The 15,274-nt window shown below is 45.3% G+C and carries 15 protein-coding genes; 5 read left to right on the plus strand and 10 right to left on the minus strand.

The window, feature by feature from the left end; translation table 11 throughout:
• Nucleotide 1: 1 nt before the first annotated feature.
• Nucleotides 2–1,417 carry an amidohydrolase gene (locus tag GWI56_RS05750; protein ID WP_198572370.1) on the minus strand — a complete coding sequence of 472 codons (1,416 nt, stop codon included), beginning with the start codon at nucleotides 1,415–1,417 and terminating at the stop codon, nucleotides 2–4.
• Here GWI56_RS05750 and GWI56_RS05755 point away from each other — a divergent pair.
• The gene (locus GWI56_RS05755) at nucleotides 1,329–1,577 is read left to right on the plus strand and encodes a hypothetical protein (RefSeq protein ID WP_198572472.1); all 249 of its coding nucleotides are present in this window, start codon (nucleotides 1,329–1,331) and stop codon (nucleotides 1,575–1,577) included. The genes GWI56_RS05750 and GWI56_RS05755 overlap by 89 nt on opposite strands.
• Nucleotides 1,578–1,675: 98 nt before the next feature.
• Here the strand turns inward: GWI56_RS05755 and GWI56_RS05760 are convergent, their stop codons facing one another.
• The 3 genes from GWI56_RS05760 to GWI56_RS05770 form a co-directional block, all read right to left on the minus strand.
• A complete protein-coding gene (locus GWI56_RS05760; protein WP_198572371.1) occupies nucleotides 1,676–2,092 on the minus strand; it encodes a hypothetical protein in 417 nt (138 codons plus the stop codon).
• A gap of 436 nt (nucleotides 2,093–2,528) precedes the next feature.
• Complete coding sequence (locus tag GWI56_RS05765; protein WP_242068357.1) at nucleotides 2,529–2,849, minus strand: hypothetical protein; 321 nt, start codon at nucleotides 2,847–2,849, stop codon at nucleotides 2,529–2,531.
• A gap of 11 nt (nucleotides 2,850–2,860) precedes the next feature.
• The gene (locus GWI56_RS05770; protein ID WP_198572372.1) at nucleotides 2,861–3,412 is read right to left on the minus strand and encodes an SMI1/KNR4 family protein; all 552 of its coding nucleotides are present in this window, start codon (nucleotides 3,410–3,412) and stop codon (nucleotides 2,861–2,863) included.
• A gap of 265 nt (nucleotides 3,413–3,677) precedes the next feature.
• On the opposite strand from GWI56_RS05770, the gene GWI56_RS21635 reads away from it, so the two are divergent.
• Nucleotides 3,678–3,821, plus strand: a complete 144-nt coding sequence (locus tag GWI56_RS21635; RefSeq protein WP_206766013.1) for a hypothetical protein — start codon at nucleotides 3,678–3,680, stop codon at nucleotides 3,819–3,821.
• A 195-nt stretch (nucleotides 3,822–4,016) separates the two neighbouring features.
• Here the strand turns inward: GWI56_RS21635 and GWI56_RS05780 are convergent, their stop codons facing one another.
• On the minus strand, nucleotides 4,017–4,691 hold the full coding sequence (locus tag GWI56_RS05780) for a class I SAM-dependent methyltransferase (protein WP_198572373.1): 675 nt from the start codon (nucleotides 4,689–4,691) through the stop codon (nucleotides 4,017–4,019).
• 105 nt (nucleotides 4,692–4,796) lie between these two features.
• Complete coding sequence (locus GWI56_RS05785; RefSeq protein ID WP_198572374.1) at nucleotides 4,797–5,168, minus strand: hypothetical protein; 372 nt, start codon at nucleotides 5,166–5,168, stop codon at nucleotides 4,797–4,799.
• Nucleotides 5,169–5,460: 292 nt separating this feature from the next.
• Between GWI56_RS05785 and GWI56_RS05790 the strand changes: the two genes are divergently transcribed.
• The gene (locus tag GWI56_RS05790; protein WP_198572375.1) at nucleotides 5,461–7,581 is read left to right on the plus strand and encodes an EAL domain-containing protein; all 2,121 of its coding nucleotides are present in this window, start codon (nucleotides 5,461–5,463) and stop codon (nucleotides 7,579–7,581) included.
• A 435-nt stretch (nucleotides 7,582–8,016) separates the two neighbouring features.
• On the opposite strand, the gene GWI56_RS05795 is transcribed toward GWI56_RS05790, so the two are convergent.
• Together GWI56_RS05795 and GWI56_RS05800 are read right to left on the minus strand one after the other, a co-directional pair.
• The gene (locus tag GWI56_RS05795; protein WP_198572376.1) at nucleotides 8,017–8,637 is read right to left on the minus strand and encodes a tRNA-uridine aminocarboxypropyltransferase; all 621 of its coding nucleotides are present in this window, start codon (nucleotides 8,635–8,637) and stop codon (nucleotides 8,017–8,019) included.
• Nucleotides 8,638–8,778: 141 nt separating this feature from the next.
• Nucleotides 8,779–9,987, minus strand: a complete 1,209-nt coding sequence (locus tag GWI56_RS05800; RefSeq protein ID WP_168827265.1) for a multidrug effflux MFS transporter — start codon at nucleotides 9,985–9,987, stop codon at nucleotides 8,779–8,781.
• A 113-nt stretch (nucleotides 9,988–10,100) separates the two neighbouring features.
• Here GWI56_RS05800 and GWI56_RS05805 point away from each other — a divergent pair, with 113 nt between their 5' ends.
• Nucleotides 10,101–11,072: a LysR family transcriptional regulator gene (locus GWI56_RS05805; RefSeq protein WP_113940290.1), complete on the plus strand. Its 972-nt coding sequence runs from the start codon at nucleotides 10,101–10,103 to the stop codon at nucleotides 11,070–11,072.
• A gap of 82 nt (nucleotides 11,073–11,154) precedes the next feature.
• Here the strand turns inward: GWI56_RS05805 and GWI56_RS05810 are convergent, their stop codons facing one another.
• A complete protein-coding gene (locus GWI56_RS05810; protein ID WP_113940288.1) occupies nucleotides 11,155–13,026 on the minus strand; it encodes a methyl-accepting chemotaxis protein in 1,872 nt (623 codons plus the stop codon).
• Between the two features lie 376 nt (nucleotides 13,027–13,402).
• Between GWI56_RS05810 and GWI56_RS05815 the strand changes: the two genes are divergently transcribed.
• Entirely contained in the window at nucleotides 13,403–13,750 is a 348-nt protein-coding gene (locus GWI56_RS05815; RefSeq protein ID WP_198572377.1) for a hypothetical protein, read from the plus strand.
• 22 nt (nucleotides 13,751–13,772) lie between these two features.
• Here GWI56_RS05815 and GWI56_RS05820 read toward each other — a convergent pair whose 3' ends face one another.
• Complete coding sequence (locus GWI56_RS05820; protein WP_198572378.1) at nucleotides 13,773–15,251, minus strand: DUF4145 domain-containing protein; 1,479 nt, start codon at nucleotides 15,249–15,251, stop codon at nucleotides 13,773–13,775.
• Nucleotides 15,252–15,274 lie beyond the last annotated feature (23 nt).

Here is a 15,274-nt window from a genome sequence, read left to right on the forward strand (position 1 = left end):
CTTATTGGGCTTTGAGCGCCGTTAACGCCACTTTGGTCATGGCCTCAACGCCCACTTTTAGCGCGCTTTCATCCACATAAAATGCCGGCGAATGATTGCTGGCCGCCGTTTCAGGGTCAGCTCCCTTTGGCGTCACCCCGAGGAAGAAAAACATCCCCGGCGTTTCTAAGGCATAGTAAGCAAAGTCTTCGGCACCTGTGATTAACCCGGGTTCAATCAGCATCTTATCGCCCGCCACACTCGCAAGCACAGGCCGCATACTGGCGACTAATTCGGGATTGTTAACCACCACAGGATAACCTTGATGGATCTCAGTAGTCGCAGTCGCCCCTAAGGTTTTCGCCGACAGCTCGGCCATTTGCGCTAAACGCAGTTTAATATCGGCGCGCATGGGTTGGTCGAAGGTACGAATCGTACCAATCAGCTCGACTTCATCGGGAATAATGTTAGAGCGAATGCCACCATTGACCGCACCAAAACTCACAACAGCCGGCGCTTTAGTGATATCCACCTGACGGCTGACGATCGTTTGCACGTTAGTGATAATTTGTGCCGCAGCGACGATAGGATCGACCCCATTCCAAGGACGCGAACCGTGGGTTTGGCTGCCTTTCACTTTGATGGTAAAAGAGTCTTCACTCGCCATTGCTGGACCACTGCGCAGGCCAATCATGCCACTCGGCATACTCGAGGTGACATGCATACCAAATACTTGCTCGGGTTTGCGCTGAGCAAACAGCCCTTCTTTGAGCATCAATTCCGCGCCGCCCTCTTCACCCTCTGGCGCACCTTCTTCAGCGGGTTGGAAGATAAACATCACATCCCCCGCTAGGCTGTCTTTCACTTTAACCAAGTTTTCGGCCACGCCCATTAACATAGCCACATGGGTATCGTGACCACAAGCATGCATCACACCCACTTTTTGATCGCGATAAGTGTCAGTCGCCTTAGAGGCAAAAGGCACATCGACCACTTCAGTCACAGGCAGTGCATCCATATCTGCTCGAATCGCAATCAACGGACCAGGCTTGCCGCCCTTCAGCTTCCCGCCTTTCAAAATGGCCACCACGCCCGTATGTGCAACACCCGTTTGCACTTCTAATCCTAAGGATTTCAGATGTTTTTCAATAATCTTGCTGGTACGAAACTCACGGTTAGACAACTCAGGGTGTTGATGCAAATCACGACGCCAGTCGATCACCTTTTGCTCCACACCCGCCGCCAACTTAGCCGCATCAGGCATAGCACTGGTCGCCGCTTGCGCCGAACTCAAACCCGCAGCCATAAAGCTCAAGGCGAGAGCAGAAGCGATTAAGGTCCTGGAAAAAATGGCTTTGTTTGCAGAGGATTTAAAACCAAATGCCTTTGGGATTGCTGATTTTGAAATAGCAGATGGTGATACAGAGGGTAAAGTCATAGCGATAGCCTATTGTTGTTTTTATAAGCTATCTAAACTACACGGACAAGGAAGAATTGTTAATAGATTTAATGATAAAGGTAAAAGAGACTGTGCTTCATTAAAGGCTGTCTTTAACCGTCATTCCCGCAATGTTTGTGGGCGGGAATCAAACTTTTAGATAAATCAACCTGAAAAAAGATAGGGATGGCGGATCTCAGTTAAAGAAACTCAAGGCAACGGAAAAGCTGTCCTAATGCTTGGCATCGTTAGCTTTAGTCACAAAACAACAAATTCACGATTTTCTTTAAAACCACATGGCCATCGGCCTTGGCTATACAACTCAGCCACCTCACTCCATACGCCCTTTTGTCTGAGAACGACCTCTCTCGCTGCCATTTTGAAGGCAAAGAGTGCGCCGCCTCTAAAGCTCTCAGTAAAATCATGAGGACCATACACAAGCAAAGGATGTGACCGGCCAATTTTTCTCAGAGATCTGAACGCCGATTTATACACAAGCATCTCCGCGTCTTTTGTTTCCTCACATTTTTTCGGACCATTCATAGGATCCTCTTGATCTCTGCTTGTAGGCAGCCATTCCCATCCATATGTAGAACCCAATACGCCTTCAATGGGACTTGCAGCCGAGAGCCAGTCAATAAATTCAACTTGTTTGGCTAGATATTCAGGTGTCATAGGAGGTTAACGCCGTGTTAAAGGAGTTTCAAACTGAAGCAGCAGTTTGAACTCCCAGTGAGTAAAGCGAAGAATTTCAAACGCTTTATTACGTTTTGGCTGCTTAGCTTGGTTTACCAGCCAAAGTCTAGCCACCCATTCTAAATCAACAACATAATGCACTTTCGGTTTCTCTACCACCTGTACTGGCTAAAATTACTTGAACCAGAGCCATCATATATGGATGTCTGGCTAAAATGCTTAGCTAAAATTGCCTTTCTGATTAACACAGTATTGCGCGGGAATAACGGTAATGAAATTTAGTCAGCAACTCACAGAAAATTAAGCTCTTCATCTTGAAGGGATAAAGCACTATCAATGGAGGCTAATAACACACCATAAGTGTAACCGCAGTTGCCCACAAAAATCACTTGATTACCATTGAGTACCATCACTTCTACCCATGATCGGTTTCCCAGTTGCAGGAGTAATGATAACGAATTGCCCGAGTCTCCATTGTGCTGGTGTCATCCAATATAATGTACAACGGCTGGGTATTTGCGGCTATTTCATTGATGGTATTTAAAGAAACCTCTAAGTCACCGCAATAATCTTCAAAGTACTTATGCATTTTGAGCATAGCATTTAGAATTTGATGCTTCGTTTCTGGTGTCATCAGAGAAACGTCTTCGAGCATTTTTATGCGTAACTTATCGTTGCCCTGAAGCTCACCTTCAATAATCAGTTCACTCGGTTTGTTGAGTAATGGGTCGTACATTTTTGTTATCCTTAATCCTCAATTAATTCATCTGGATATAGCGCGATTTGCGCCAAGGATTGCTCAAAAAATTGGCTTAGGTCTGGGCTGATAAAGTCCATCATATCGGAGTCATGGGTGTATGCGATCACTTGTCCCATTTTACCTAATGCCGAGGGCGAATGATCTGCAATCAAGAGTAATGTGCCACCCCCAAATTGGGCAAAGGGCAGCCAACCTTCTTGATACCATCCTGATTGGATTTTGGGATCCCGCACTTCTGGCTCGTGGTAATTAGCGTAGTGCTGGGCCCGTTTTTTCATTCGGTCACGATATGTAAGAGATGAGGCTAAAGACAAAAAATCATACCGGCAAAAGTAATCTTTCCGGGCAAATACTGTGCTCCACTCATTGCCGCCATTGGCATATCCCCAAAGCTCCCTTAACGGAGAAACAAATTTAAAACCTAATTGTTTTTCGGCTTCATCTAAGACTAAGTTTGATAAGCCACGATCCAGTTCTAATGTTTGATTCATGTTGGCGTAAATAGCACTCAATGCTTGTAGATACGTCTTAACATCCATTGTATTTATTCCTTCATCTTGACACTTGGCCGCAGTGTTAATCCGTTTGCTTTATACCGCTAACATATACACTTGGCGAACTTATTTAATCGAATTAACCACATAAATTCTATTTTCATATTGCTGCAACAAATTTTGTCGCAGCCTTCTATTACTTACTAAGCCGCTATTCCAGTCATACCTTATTAACTAGATATACAGCCTAATTTTCAGCGTCAAGTGACCCTTACTCAGTTTGATCCCTCGCTCGCCCCGCAAAATATCGGTGAATGAATTAGTCGAGCGTCTTGAAAACCACACGCAGAATACGAGTAAACGTTCGGTGCAACATCCACTACTCGATGATATAGACCAAGCACTAGCGGCAATTGTGAGTGTCGTCGCAAGGAACACCATAGAACTCAGTTAATACAATCAGATAGGCGTGCTAAACAAACAACGCCCCCACGATGCCCTAGTGATTATCGGGCTAACGGCTAACCCTAATCTTGAGTCAGAGCTTGAGGTATTAGTAATAGCCACTGGCATTGCAACAAAGCCCATAGAAAATCAGGCATCTATAGCGTCACAAATTGATGATAAGTACATTTAAGCGACAACAGCATTAACTCGACTGATGAATTCCTTTATGCATCTCTTTATGCCTCCCTTTATGCAAGAAGACTACGTCCTTATCAATAATTTCGAGTCGCCAGCCATAGTGATGCGCAATCCACTCAAAGGTCGCTTCGGCGTAAAAATTGATGTGGGTGGGATCGTTTTTATAGTGCCAGCGGGCAAATGCGATTTTATCCTGCACACGCTTGGTCATAACAGCCAAAATGCCATTAGGTTTTAATAACCTATCAAGCTGGGCAAGTAACCCTGCGGCACCACTCACGTGTTCAATGACTTCGGTTAAGGTAATAAAGTCGTATTGGCGGGCTAACGTTTCGGGATTATTAGCGTAATAAAGGTCGTAATTATCTATCTGATAACCGCGCGCCTTTGCCATTAGACTCAATGCCTTACCTTCTCCACAGCCAAAATCGAGCCCTTGGGCCGAAGTGCTAACACGGCTAAGTAGTGGCTCGAGTGTGCGATTTAAAAATGTTTGATAGCCGAGATCATCGGCATGGTTCTCGTGCTTATCGTACTCGGCTTTTTCTGCCTCGGCCGAAAGATAAAACTCAGAAGGCACGCTCACCAGTTGGCAGGTTTGGCATTGCTGGTAGTTACGCTTCCTATCTTGATGATAAGCGAGTAATTCAACGCCATGGCATAAGGGACAGATATTCAACAACAATTCCTAGGGATAGTAAGGTGCATAGTAATGAGAATAGTCGTAATGCCCACAAATAATGCTAGCACTGACTAGCTGAAATCGACTGTGTCGATGGCTTGATTAAGGTTTAGGGATTTTACGCTCTTTTGCGGCAGCTTCTTTTGCTTCCCGTAAATATTTGTGCTCGCGACTTTCTCTTTCGTCGAACTGTTTTTGTGCCTTAAGTTTTTGCTGTGCTTCCCAATCGTTGGTTTGGGATTGTTGCTTAATTTTATCTTCCCGCTCTGTCGTCTCTTTAGTGGCTTGACGGGCCTTTTCTAATTGAGCCTGTTCTAATCGCTGTGAGTCGATGCGTGCCTTATCGGCTTTTTGCTCTAGGGTCAATCTAGGCTTTGGCGCCTCGGCGGCATTTGTTAACGCGAGATGAAAACTAAAGATGAGGACTAGCGATATTAATATTTTAGAGATTAACACTTTAAATAAATACGCCATTTCCTGTCTCCTTTATTCGATAATTGAATGAATCAATGATAAAAGCCAATTCACGCAAGATGTGCAAAACATAGCATAAAATCTGCCTAAGCTTGAAATATGCAGCAGGTGTTCTTAAAAAATATGCTTGAATACAAGTCTTAAACTACACTTTTTAAGTTTCTATTTGAGTGAAACAACAATTAGGTTTATTTTTAACCCCATTGGAATGATGTACTATTGGGCAACTTCGTGTTCAACGAAGACCTAAAAATGGGATGTGACTATTTTGCGTCACAAGGGAGTATCCTGAATGATCAGATGGCAACACTTACTTAAGAAACTCAGTACAGATGATCCTGTACTGCAAGAAAAGCTGTCTCTCTGGCAAGCACATCCCCATAAAACCCCCTTAGCCTTAATTCAAGGCTTTAGCTTTATTAGTGCCAACCAAGCCACCCTCAGTTATTTTGAGACTGAATACGATGCTTTTGTAAATGCGACTCCCTATGATTTTTCTCCGAGGATCCAATCTTCAGGCCGCAATAGTGTTGAATTTGCGCGGGAAATGATCCTTGAAGCCATTGCTGGCAATAATGTTGAATTCAACTGGCTACACATGAGCCAACAAGGCAATGAACTGCCGACTCGAATTAATCTCTATCGCTGTTATCTGCAACAACAGCCCGTGGTACTCGTTGAATTACAAGCTCTTAATCGCCGCAATCAAATGCGCGAAACGATTTCTGATGGTTTTGCTCATATTCCCAAAGAAATTTTGTCGACCACGCTCGAAGAAAGTGCCGAAGCTGTGTATATCACTGACACTGATAATCAAATTTTGGCTGTCAATAAAGCAATGTGCCGTATTTGCGGCTATAGCGCTGAGCAGCTCATCAGTAAAACCCCTGAATTTTTAGAGGTAAGAACCCATAATATGGGGGAAGAAACCGAATGCCAAATCGCCTTGAAACAAAGGGGATTTTGGCAGGGCGAAACGTGGAAAAGACGTTCAGATGGCAGTAACTTTCCTGCTTGGCAGAGCAGTCGTAAAATCGTCACTGAAGATAATGCTCATTATAATGTGAATATTTTCAGTGATATTAGTACTAAAAAACTATTAGAAACCCAGCTAACAACTCGGGCTATGTACGATACCTTGACTGGATTACCTAACCGGTTCCATCTCAAACAGATCCTCAATAGTGCCCTCGAAAAACTTAAAACAGATCCCCTCGCACTGGGCGCGTTGATGTTTTTAGATCTCAATGGTTTCAAGAATATCAATGACAGCTTCGGTCACTCCATGGGCGATAGAGTATTACAACTCGTCGCAGCCAGACTCGAAGCAGGTTGTATCGAAAAGGCCGATATAGCCCGTATGGGAGGAGATGAATTTACCTTAGTGCTGCAAGACTGTAGCTGTAAAGATGAAATTCAGCTGTTTGCAGAGCAGATTCTCAGCTTATTTGAGAGCCCCTTTGAAATTGAAGGCCAAAAGTTCTTCCTCGGCACCAGCATAGGCATCGCGCTATTTCCTACCCACAGTAACCAAGCGGGACAACTGATTAGTCTTGCCGATACTGCTATGTATTGCGCTAAAAAGAGCTTACCGCATCTCGTGTTTTACGATAAGGAAATGAGCCTAGCAGCCGAGTTAAAATTACAGTTAATCAATAACCTAAGGCATGCGCATAGCCTAAAACAATTCACTCTCGCTTATCAAGCCATAGTCGATTTACACACAAATAAAACTATTGCTGCCGAAGCCCTGCTCCGCTGGCAGAAGTCACCGACAGAATATTATGAAGCTGCCGACTTTGTGCCATTGCTTGAGGAAACAGGATTAATTGTCAGCATTGGCCAATGGGTATTAGAGCAGGCCTGTGTACAAGCGGCCCTCTGGCGAGCACATTATCAACCCGACTTTAGAATTTCAGTCAATGTGTCACCACTGCAATTAGAACACTTAGATTTTATCGACCAAGTGATAAATGCCTTAGAAATGGCGACGTTACCCGCTGAAGCACTGATTTTAGAAATTACCGAATCGGCATTGTTACGACAACCGGAGCAAGCACGACTCACACTCAATCGTATTAAAGCGTTAGGTGTCAGCATTGCCATCGATGATTTTGGGACTGGGTTATCGTCACTCAGTCGCTTAGGGACTTTGCCAATAGACAGCGTCAAAATTGATGCCGAGTTTGCCTTGCGCTTAAACGAAGTCTCAGGACAAAAGCTCTGCAATGCTATAGTGCAACTCGCACAAGCACTCGACATTCACTTCGTCGCAGAAGGTATTGAAACTCAACAACAAAAAGACATAATGACTGACATGGGCCAAGGTTTCGCCCAAGGATTTCTATTTGGCTACCCGAGTTCAGTCGAAAACTTCACCCAAGCCTTTCTTGCGGAAAAACGCTTAGCCTAGAACAGATTTAAGACTGCCGATGTTCGCATCGGCTCGATAATCCGACTTGCGTACCGAATTAACGCTCTCAACGTTTACAACGGAAAACGAAAGATCCGCTAAGGTTTTATCGAAATATTTTGATGGGTCGCGAACGAAGGGGAAAGATTTTCTTGCAGAAAACACCATATTTAAAGCTCGATAGCCCTGCCAGCACGCCATTTACTAATAGTAATGAATGGAATTACTCCCCTGCAAAGCAATTGGCTGGCAAAGCTATCTCATCATTTGCTGCGCAAATGAATCCTAGTTATTAAACCGTATTTCACATTACGTTAGCGTGATCTGAATAAGATTTTGACTATTTTAATTCGTACGGAGTCTCAAAACTCAATAACTTAAAAGCACTAATTCATACTTAAAAAATCTAAGACTCAATAGCCTTAACCTCATCAACTATACCTTACCACTGGATTCATTTGAGTTCTGATAACGAGCCTGCACTGTACTCGGCATCGCCTTAATCCGCAGTTCCACCATAGCATCAAATGCCATCATTAACGGCTGAACATCAAGGGTAGGATCAAGGGCGCTTAACATATAAGCGCAAGCTTCTAAGGTCGATAAACTATCGCTACGACTCGATTTACGGATCCGATAGCGCGATTCATAACCTTCAGCCAAATGCACCGCAGGATACTGGGCTAACCAAGGATTCAGCTGCAGCATTTTGAATGCCTTACGCCAAGTGCCATCGAGCAACAGCAATATACAATCAGGATTAATACGTTGCTGTTCAACACTTACACTTAACGCAGAGGGATAGACGAGATAAATAGGCTTATTACACGCCGCTAAATATTCCCGTAAACCGTTGAAATCAGACTCGCTTTCACCCACATAAACTTGCGTTTTAGGTACAGCAAGACTCAATACCCGCACACTATTCTTCTTATGTTCGACTTCACTCGGGTGCTGTAAAACCACCAACTGAGTCATTGGAGAGATAGGCTTAACACTCGCACATAAGCAAGCATTTTGCGGATAACGACAGATAGCACAATAGTGACGGGACAAGCTTTACCCTCGGTTTAGTGAGTTATTTTACGAGTATACCAAAGGATAAAAGGGTATTAGACACAATAAAAAATACCCACAGTTCGCGGTCAAACAAACTGTGGGTAAAGGGTGTACTCTGTAATTAATCAGTGCCGCGAACTAATGCTCGCCAACTAACTGCTCTTGGTGCCAGTGGTCGAATCGACTCAGCGCCATCATCAACAATAAACCGATAGAAAACACGCCCATGACGAGTGCCACTGCATAAGGTGCAGTTAAATTCGTTTGCTGTATAAGTCCAGCTAAAACGGATGCACCACTCATCTGAATAAAACCTAGCATAGCCGCGGCAGTCCCCGCTCGTTCACCGAAAGCTGACAGTGCCATACTAGTCGCAGGGCCGAGTAAGAAGGCAAATCCCACACATAACAACATCATAGGTAACATGAAGTTAAAAGCTGCTGCCATCCCTGTATTTGGACCAAACTGTTGACCCGCCACTGTTGCCACTGAAGACAGAACGAGTAAGGACAGAGCCAAAATAACCGTTGGACGATTACCCAGTTTGCGAATGACGATCGGTGCCGCAAAACAGGCCACGATATTAAACACAGCATTGAGCCCGAATAAACCACTAAACGCCAGCTCAGAAACCCCTAAATGCCCAATCAACCACACAGGCGCATAAGACACATAACTCAAAATAGCCGCCATAGCCGACATACAAGCAAAGGCATAAAACAAAAAGTGGGTGTTACCGAGTACAGGTTTGAATCTGCCCCAACGGTAAAGTGGGCCAGTAGTAACAGTGTTAACTGGACGAGTCTCAGGTAAGCGATAACCAACAACGAGCATCATCAACATGGCATATAACGTCATGAAAACGAAAGTTGAACGCCAGCCGAATTGCATCGCTAGCAAGCCACCTAAGGTTGGTGCTAAAGCTGGGATCACGCAAATCGCTCCATTTAAGTAACTGTAAATTTTAGCGCCTTCTTTTTGTGAGTAGCAGTCACGCACCGCACTAAACACCACGATAGAAGTTGAACAGGCGGCTAAACCTTGCAGCACACGAGCAATCTGTAACCAATGAAACTCGATGGCCGCGGCAGCGAGAAGACTACTTGCGCCGTAGAGTAAGACCCCGAAAATGGCCACAGGACGGCGGCCATAACGGTCGGCTAATGGCCCAATCAACACTTGGCCTAAGCCCATGGCGAATAAAAACAATACGAGCGTGGATTGCACATCACTGGCAGATACGGCGAATTCTGTCGCCATAGTTGGCATTGAAGGTAAATAAATATCGATGGCTAATGGGCTGAGCAGCACCATAGACATCAGGATAGGTAACAGATTGCGCCGCATAAATAATCTCAGTTGATCAGGGAAAGGTATTTCAGTGGGCGCTATTTTAATTAACTCAAGGTATGAACAGAAATGGTATAATTTCCAAAGTAAATTTCCTCTGAGGAATATCTGTGAATATCGACAACTTAGCCAGAATCGATTTGAACTTGCTGGTCATACTCAAAGTGCTGCTAGAGGAGCAGAGTGTCACTCGCGCCGCCAGCCGATTACATATAAGCCAGTCAGCCCTCAGTAAGAGCTTAAATCGACTCAGAGAAACCTTAGATGATCCCCTATTTCAGCGCACGGCGCATGGCTTAAAACCCACCGCGCATGCCCTCATTCTTGGGCAAAAACTACCGAATATATTGCAAGACTTGTATCAACTCACTCAGCCTCCGACCTTTAATCCTGCCAGTAGCAATCGACAATTTTCTTTTGCCATGGTGGAAAGCGCCTATGAGACCTTAATCCCATATTTTATCGGCCCTATGCTGACCACGGCACCCAACGTCAAACTCGACTCCTATGTCTGGACTGAAAAATCGATGCAGGATTTGCAGCAAGGGCAAATCGACTTTGGCATTTCAGGGCGGGATTTGCATCCACTGTCGGATTTTCAAGTAGATCGCCTGCCCGAAGGGATTGCCTATCAAACATTATTTACCGATCAACAAGTCTGCTTAGTGCGAGAGGATCACCCGCTGATGGCGGCGCTCACCTCAGAACAATGGAATTTACCCCTTTACCTCGATATGGCCCATGTGCAGGTTCGTTGTGAAGGTAGTGATTGGTGGGCACTGGATTACTTTCTTGCCGATCTTGGGCATAGACGCCGGATCAGCACGACTGTACCCGACTTTTATGGTGCCGCCAGCGTTTGCGCCCACAGCAATTTAATCTTCACTCTGCCGTCGAGCTTTGCCCGTCACGCCTGCCAACTTTATCCGCTCAAACAACTGCCACTGCCTTTCGAATTTATGCCAATGGCCTATGTGTTGTTATGGCATCAAAGAAATGATGAAGATCAAGGGCATAAATGGATTAGAGAAACCATTTGTCAAAGTGTGGCTAAGTTATTCAATCCCACAGAAATGCTTTAACACGACAAAACGGCCAGTAAAAAGCCCGACAAAGTAAAGGCTTTATCGGGCTAATATCGAGGCACGCTATTAAGAATAGCGATTACAGAATAAATGTCGCGACTTGCGCATTCAGGTCATTAGCGCGAGCTTTTAAGCCCCTCGCCTGTGCCAAATCTGCCATGGCCGATGCGGTAATCTCATCAGTCACATCTTTAATCGCAACCGTATTCTGGGTTATTTCACCCGTCACTTGAGTCTGTTCTTCCGCTGCGGTAGCAATTTGGCCTGCCATATCTGAAATCACGTTGACCGCTTGCGTAATTTCTTCAAGGGCTTTCGCCGCCGCATTGGCATCTTCTACGCTATGACCCGCTAAGGCTTGGCTGCTTTCCATCAAGCTGACTGCTCGAGCGGTAGTGCGTTGTAGCGTTTCAATCGTGGTATGTACTTCCTGAGTCGAATCTTGTGTGCGGCGCGATAATACTCGAACTTCATCGGCAACGACCGCAAAACCACGGCCTTGCTCGCCAGCACGAGCCGCTTCAATGGCTGCGTTAAGCGCCAACAGGTTAGTTTGCTCAGCAATCCCTTGAATTGTCGCCAGAATACTCGAGATAGACTTAGCGTGACGACTTAAATCGCCAATGACATCCGTTGCTTGAGTCACTTCATCTGCGAGTGAATTAATCGAGTTACGAGTTTTATTCACTAACTCTTTGCCCTGTAAACTGCTCGCTGCAGACTGTTGAGCCGCTGTTGCCGTGTTCTCAGCATTGGCTGCGATCTCATTAGTCGCACTCGCCATTTCAGTTACCGCAGTCGCGACCATAGCGACTTCTTGCTGTTGACGTTGTAACTCCGCAACCGAAGTTTGCGTGGTGGCAAGACTACGTTCAGCATCGGCATCTAACTCATTCGCTAATTGGCGAATATGGCTGATCAGCTGATGTTGACTGCCCACAAAGCGGTTAAAGCTGTCGGCAAGCACGCCCACTTCATCTTGAGTGTCGACTGAAATACGTTGAGTTAAATCACCATTACCATCGGCAATACGCGCAAGAGCTTGCGATACTCGACTCAGAGGACCCAGTAACATGCCAACTAACCAAGAAATGGCTAACACACTCAGCAACAGTACGAGTGCAGAGAGACCCAATTGAGTGAGTAATAGGTTAGACAATGGCGCTTCTAGCGTTTCCTTATCAAGCACTAACACTAATTCCCAATCTGTATTAGGGATATCAACGCTCCAGACTAATTTGTCACGTCCTTCATTTTCAAAATACATAGGCAACAGAGTGCCCGCTGCACGGCTCTGTTCCGGTAAGTTGCGATTAAGCTCGTTGTCGATTTCACCTATAGGTTTCATCGTCTTAGCTTGATCTTTATAAGCGATCACTGTGCCGTCTTTGTGCATCATGATGGCATAACCGTTTGCCGGTAACTTCATCCGATTAACACCGTCAACTAGGCTTGCGATAGATAAGTCACCACCCACAACACCTTGTGCGGTAGGCTGCGCCATAGTCACAACCAGAATGTTATAGGCAACATCCACGTAAGGTTTTGTCAAAATAAGACCGCGTTCACTGATGGCTTGTTGATACCAAGGGCGGCTGCGAGGATCATAGCCCGTACGATCAATACTCGGATCAGAATCCAACATTTGCCCTGCTTGAGAGCCAAAATAGGTCAGCTGAAAACGGCCCGATGCCTGTGCTTGTTGAAGTGTATTGAGGCTGTCACCTTCAACTTTGTTCGCCAGGGCTCCCATAATATCTTGGCGGCCAGCCAACCATTCTTGGATCCGCTCAGCCTGCTGTTCACCTAAGCGCTGCACTTGTTCTAGGCTGTTTTGTAACAGCTGGGATTTTTGGCTGGAATAACTTTGCCATGACAACAAACCAATCACGAGTGAAAGGGCTGCCACGACAGAGAACAGAATTTTTTGCTTGAGCGAATATGAGTTCATGTTGGCGTCTAATTAATTAACAAAGCAGTGAAACAAGAGGGTGTTTGAGCGGGTCGAACGAACATTTACAACCAATATAATAAGGCGGCTAACTGAGTTAAAACTGCAGTTAAATTTGAGCTGAATTTTCTCATATTCTGTACAGTTAGCAAAGAAATTGCTCAGATTTACATCAAAAAGATTTTAGCAAACACATATAATTAACCAACTGTTATTCGAGCAACAACATATAGATAGGCATGCGATCACATATCAAAGTAATGCGCAACACCAAAATGGCCTCCGGAGTAAAATAAAGTAAATTAATCAAGATTAACGTGACCTAGACGCACTCGCTATTGCACACTAAATGTCCACTGCCTATCGAGGAGTTCTTATGATTTTTCAACAGTTCCAACAGAGCCCACTGCAGACCCGAATTTCTGGCCCACGGGCTTGGTTAGCGATGGCAATTAGCATTAGCCTAATTTGTTTATCACTATTTTTATTGCCCTTCGTGCTCTTATTTGGCGCCATTGCGCTCGGTTGTTTAGTCCTATTTAGCCGTTTTTATATGGCACGTCAGTTGGCTAAGTTTAATCAGGCTCAGGCAAACGCAACGCAGCATGCCCACGCGACAGAGGAGCCGCAGAGTCAGGTTTATGGATCTGACACTATTGTTAGGGAATCTAATACGACACGCCATCAAGGGCGCACTTTTGAGCATAAAGAGGATGAACACTAGTTCAATCGAAGCAAAACTGCGCTCAAGCGAGTAAGATCTGGGCGCGTTTAAGGCTATGAATTTCGGCGGGATCTTGGGTTACCTCAAGCACATTTTCAATTTGTAATACCAGTGAACGCCACAGAGGCTCGATAATATCCGCCTCTTTTTTATTGGCATTTTGCCGTGCCAGCTTAAGTAAAGCCGCAGATCCAACGACATCAATTCGCCCTAAGATACCGTCGGCCAGTGCCATACTCAGCTCAATCATCGCAGGCACACTGTGGCTATATTTGATCACTTGGCGCAAATAATCCTCAGCTTGAGTCAAATCACTGCCAAAGGCATTGTCATCATTGAGCATATGCTGCGCCCGCGTGAGCATAGCATCGAGTTGTCCTTGCTCGGCAGCTTCGGCCATCCAATGCTCACTGGCAATCATATCTCGAGTACAACCATCTCCATTGGCAAGCATTAATGCTAAATGATACTGGGCATGGGGATAACCTGCTTGCGCGGCTTTGCTTATAAAATGATAGGCTTGAGTTAAGTTCTTTTGCTGGTAATGCAACACACCTAGATTTGCCATCGCTTCAGTTTGCTCGCCATCTGCCGCACCTTGTAAATATTGCTGTGCTAACTTGCTGTCGGGTTGAAACGACTCACTGCCTACAAGATAAAAATATCCCAACAACGCCATCGCATTGACCACACCTGCTGCTGCTGCAGTGGCAATGATCTGTTCACCTTTAGCCACTTCTGGCGCGCCTTGATAACCGTGGATCAGTGCTACGCCATGCTCATGTAAGGCTTCCATGTGCTTAGGTGCCGCAAGGGAAAACCAATAGGCGGCACGGGCAAAACTGTCAGCGGCGCTGATGTGAGAAATGGTATTTAGAGGTGAAACTGTGGATAAATCTTGGCTTGATATAGCTTCGGCTTCTGCCGCAAGTTCTTGCTCTTTGAGCAGTTCTTGTTCTTTCAGTATCAAAGCCTTGGTCTTAAACGATATCCCCACCAAATACTGCGCTTGCGGGTCATCTTCCATCACAGCGCGGTAGCACAAGTCCCTCACAGTCATTGCGTCAGTCGCTTCATAACAGTAGTCAGGGGCAACTCGACCTTTAACCTTAGGATACAAGTGCTCGACTAAAGTCAGAACATCTTTAATGGATTTTTGCGCTAGCGCGAGTAATTGTTCTTGGGTGAGATGGTATTTCTCAGGATGAGCACCGCGGTTACCGTCGGCACGCAATCGATGCAGGGCACGAGTGGTCTTCACATCAATCACGCGCCGCTGATTTAGCTGTTCGATCCTATCGTATAAATTCGGACTCGAAAACGCGATTTGCTTATCTTGCCCCAGTAACTCTGTAAGTTTATGGGTAAAACTGCGAATGTGCAGTAGCGACTGTGTCGGTACATCCTGCACATAGCTTTTCACCTTGAGGTAATCATCACTCAAGGAGACCGAAAAATCGTGGATAAACTCACTATCCTTAATGACTATTTTCGTCCCCATGAGTGATTCCCTACAGGCTGAAT

This window comes from Shewanella sp. DW31, assembly GCF_015767295.1.
GTDB classification, from domain to species: Bacteria; Pseudomonadota; Gammaproteobacteria; order Enterobacterales; family Shewanellaceae; genus Shewanella; species Shewanella oncorhynchi.

Excerpts from the sequence above, each read along its gene's own strand:
- GWI56_RS05755 (WP_198572472.1), top strand. The coding sequence starts at position 1,329 with ATGGCTTTGTTTGCAGAGGATTTAAAACCAAATGCCTTTGGGATTGCT.
- GWI56_RS05750 (WP_198572370.1), bottom strand. The coding sequence starts at position 1,417 with ATGACTTTACCCTCTGTATCACCATCTGCTATTTCAAAATCAGCAATC.
- GWI56_RS05760 (WP_198572371.1), bottom strand. The coding sequence starts at position 2,092 with ATGACACCTGAATATCTAGCCAAACAAGTTGAATTTATTGACTGGCTC.
- GWI56_RS05765 (WP_242068357.1), bottom strand. The coding sequence starts at position 2,849 with ATGTACGACCCATTACTCAACAAACCGAGTGAACTGATTATTGAAGGT.
- GWI56_RS05770 (WP_198572372.1), bottom strand. The coding sequence starts at position 3,412 with ATGGATGTTAAGACGTATCTACAAGCATTGAGTGCTATTTACGCCAAC.
- GWI56_RS05785 (WP_198572374.1), bottom strand. The coding sequence starts at position 5,168 with ATGGCGTATTTATTTAAAGTGTTAATCTCTAAAATATTAATATCGCTA.
- GWI56_RS05790 (WP_198572375.1), top strand. The coding sequence starts at position 5,461 with ATGATCAGATGGCAACACTTACTTAAGAAACTCAGTACAGATGATCCT.
- GWI56_RS05800 (WP_168827265.1), bottom strand. The coding sequence starts at position 9,987 with ATGCGGCGCAATCTGTTACCTATCCTGATGTCTATGGTGCTGCTCAGC.
- GWI56_RS05810 (WP_113940288.1), bottom strand. The coding sequence starts at position 13,026 with ATGAACTCATATTCGCTCAAGCAAAAAATTCTGTTCTCTGTCGTGGCA.
- GWI56_RS05815 (WP_198572377.1), top strand. The coding sequence starts at position 13,403 with ATGATTTTTCAACAGTTCCAACAGAGCCCACTGCAGACCCGAATTTCT.
- GWI56_RS05820 (WP_198572378.1), bottom strand. The coding sequence starts at position 15,251 with ATGGGGACGAAAATAGTCATTAAGGATAGTGAGTTTATCCACGATTTT.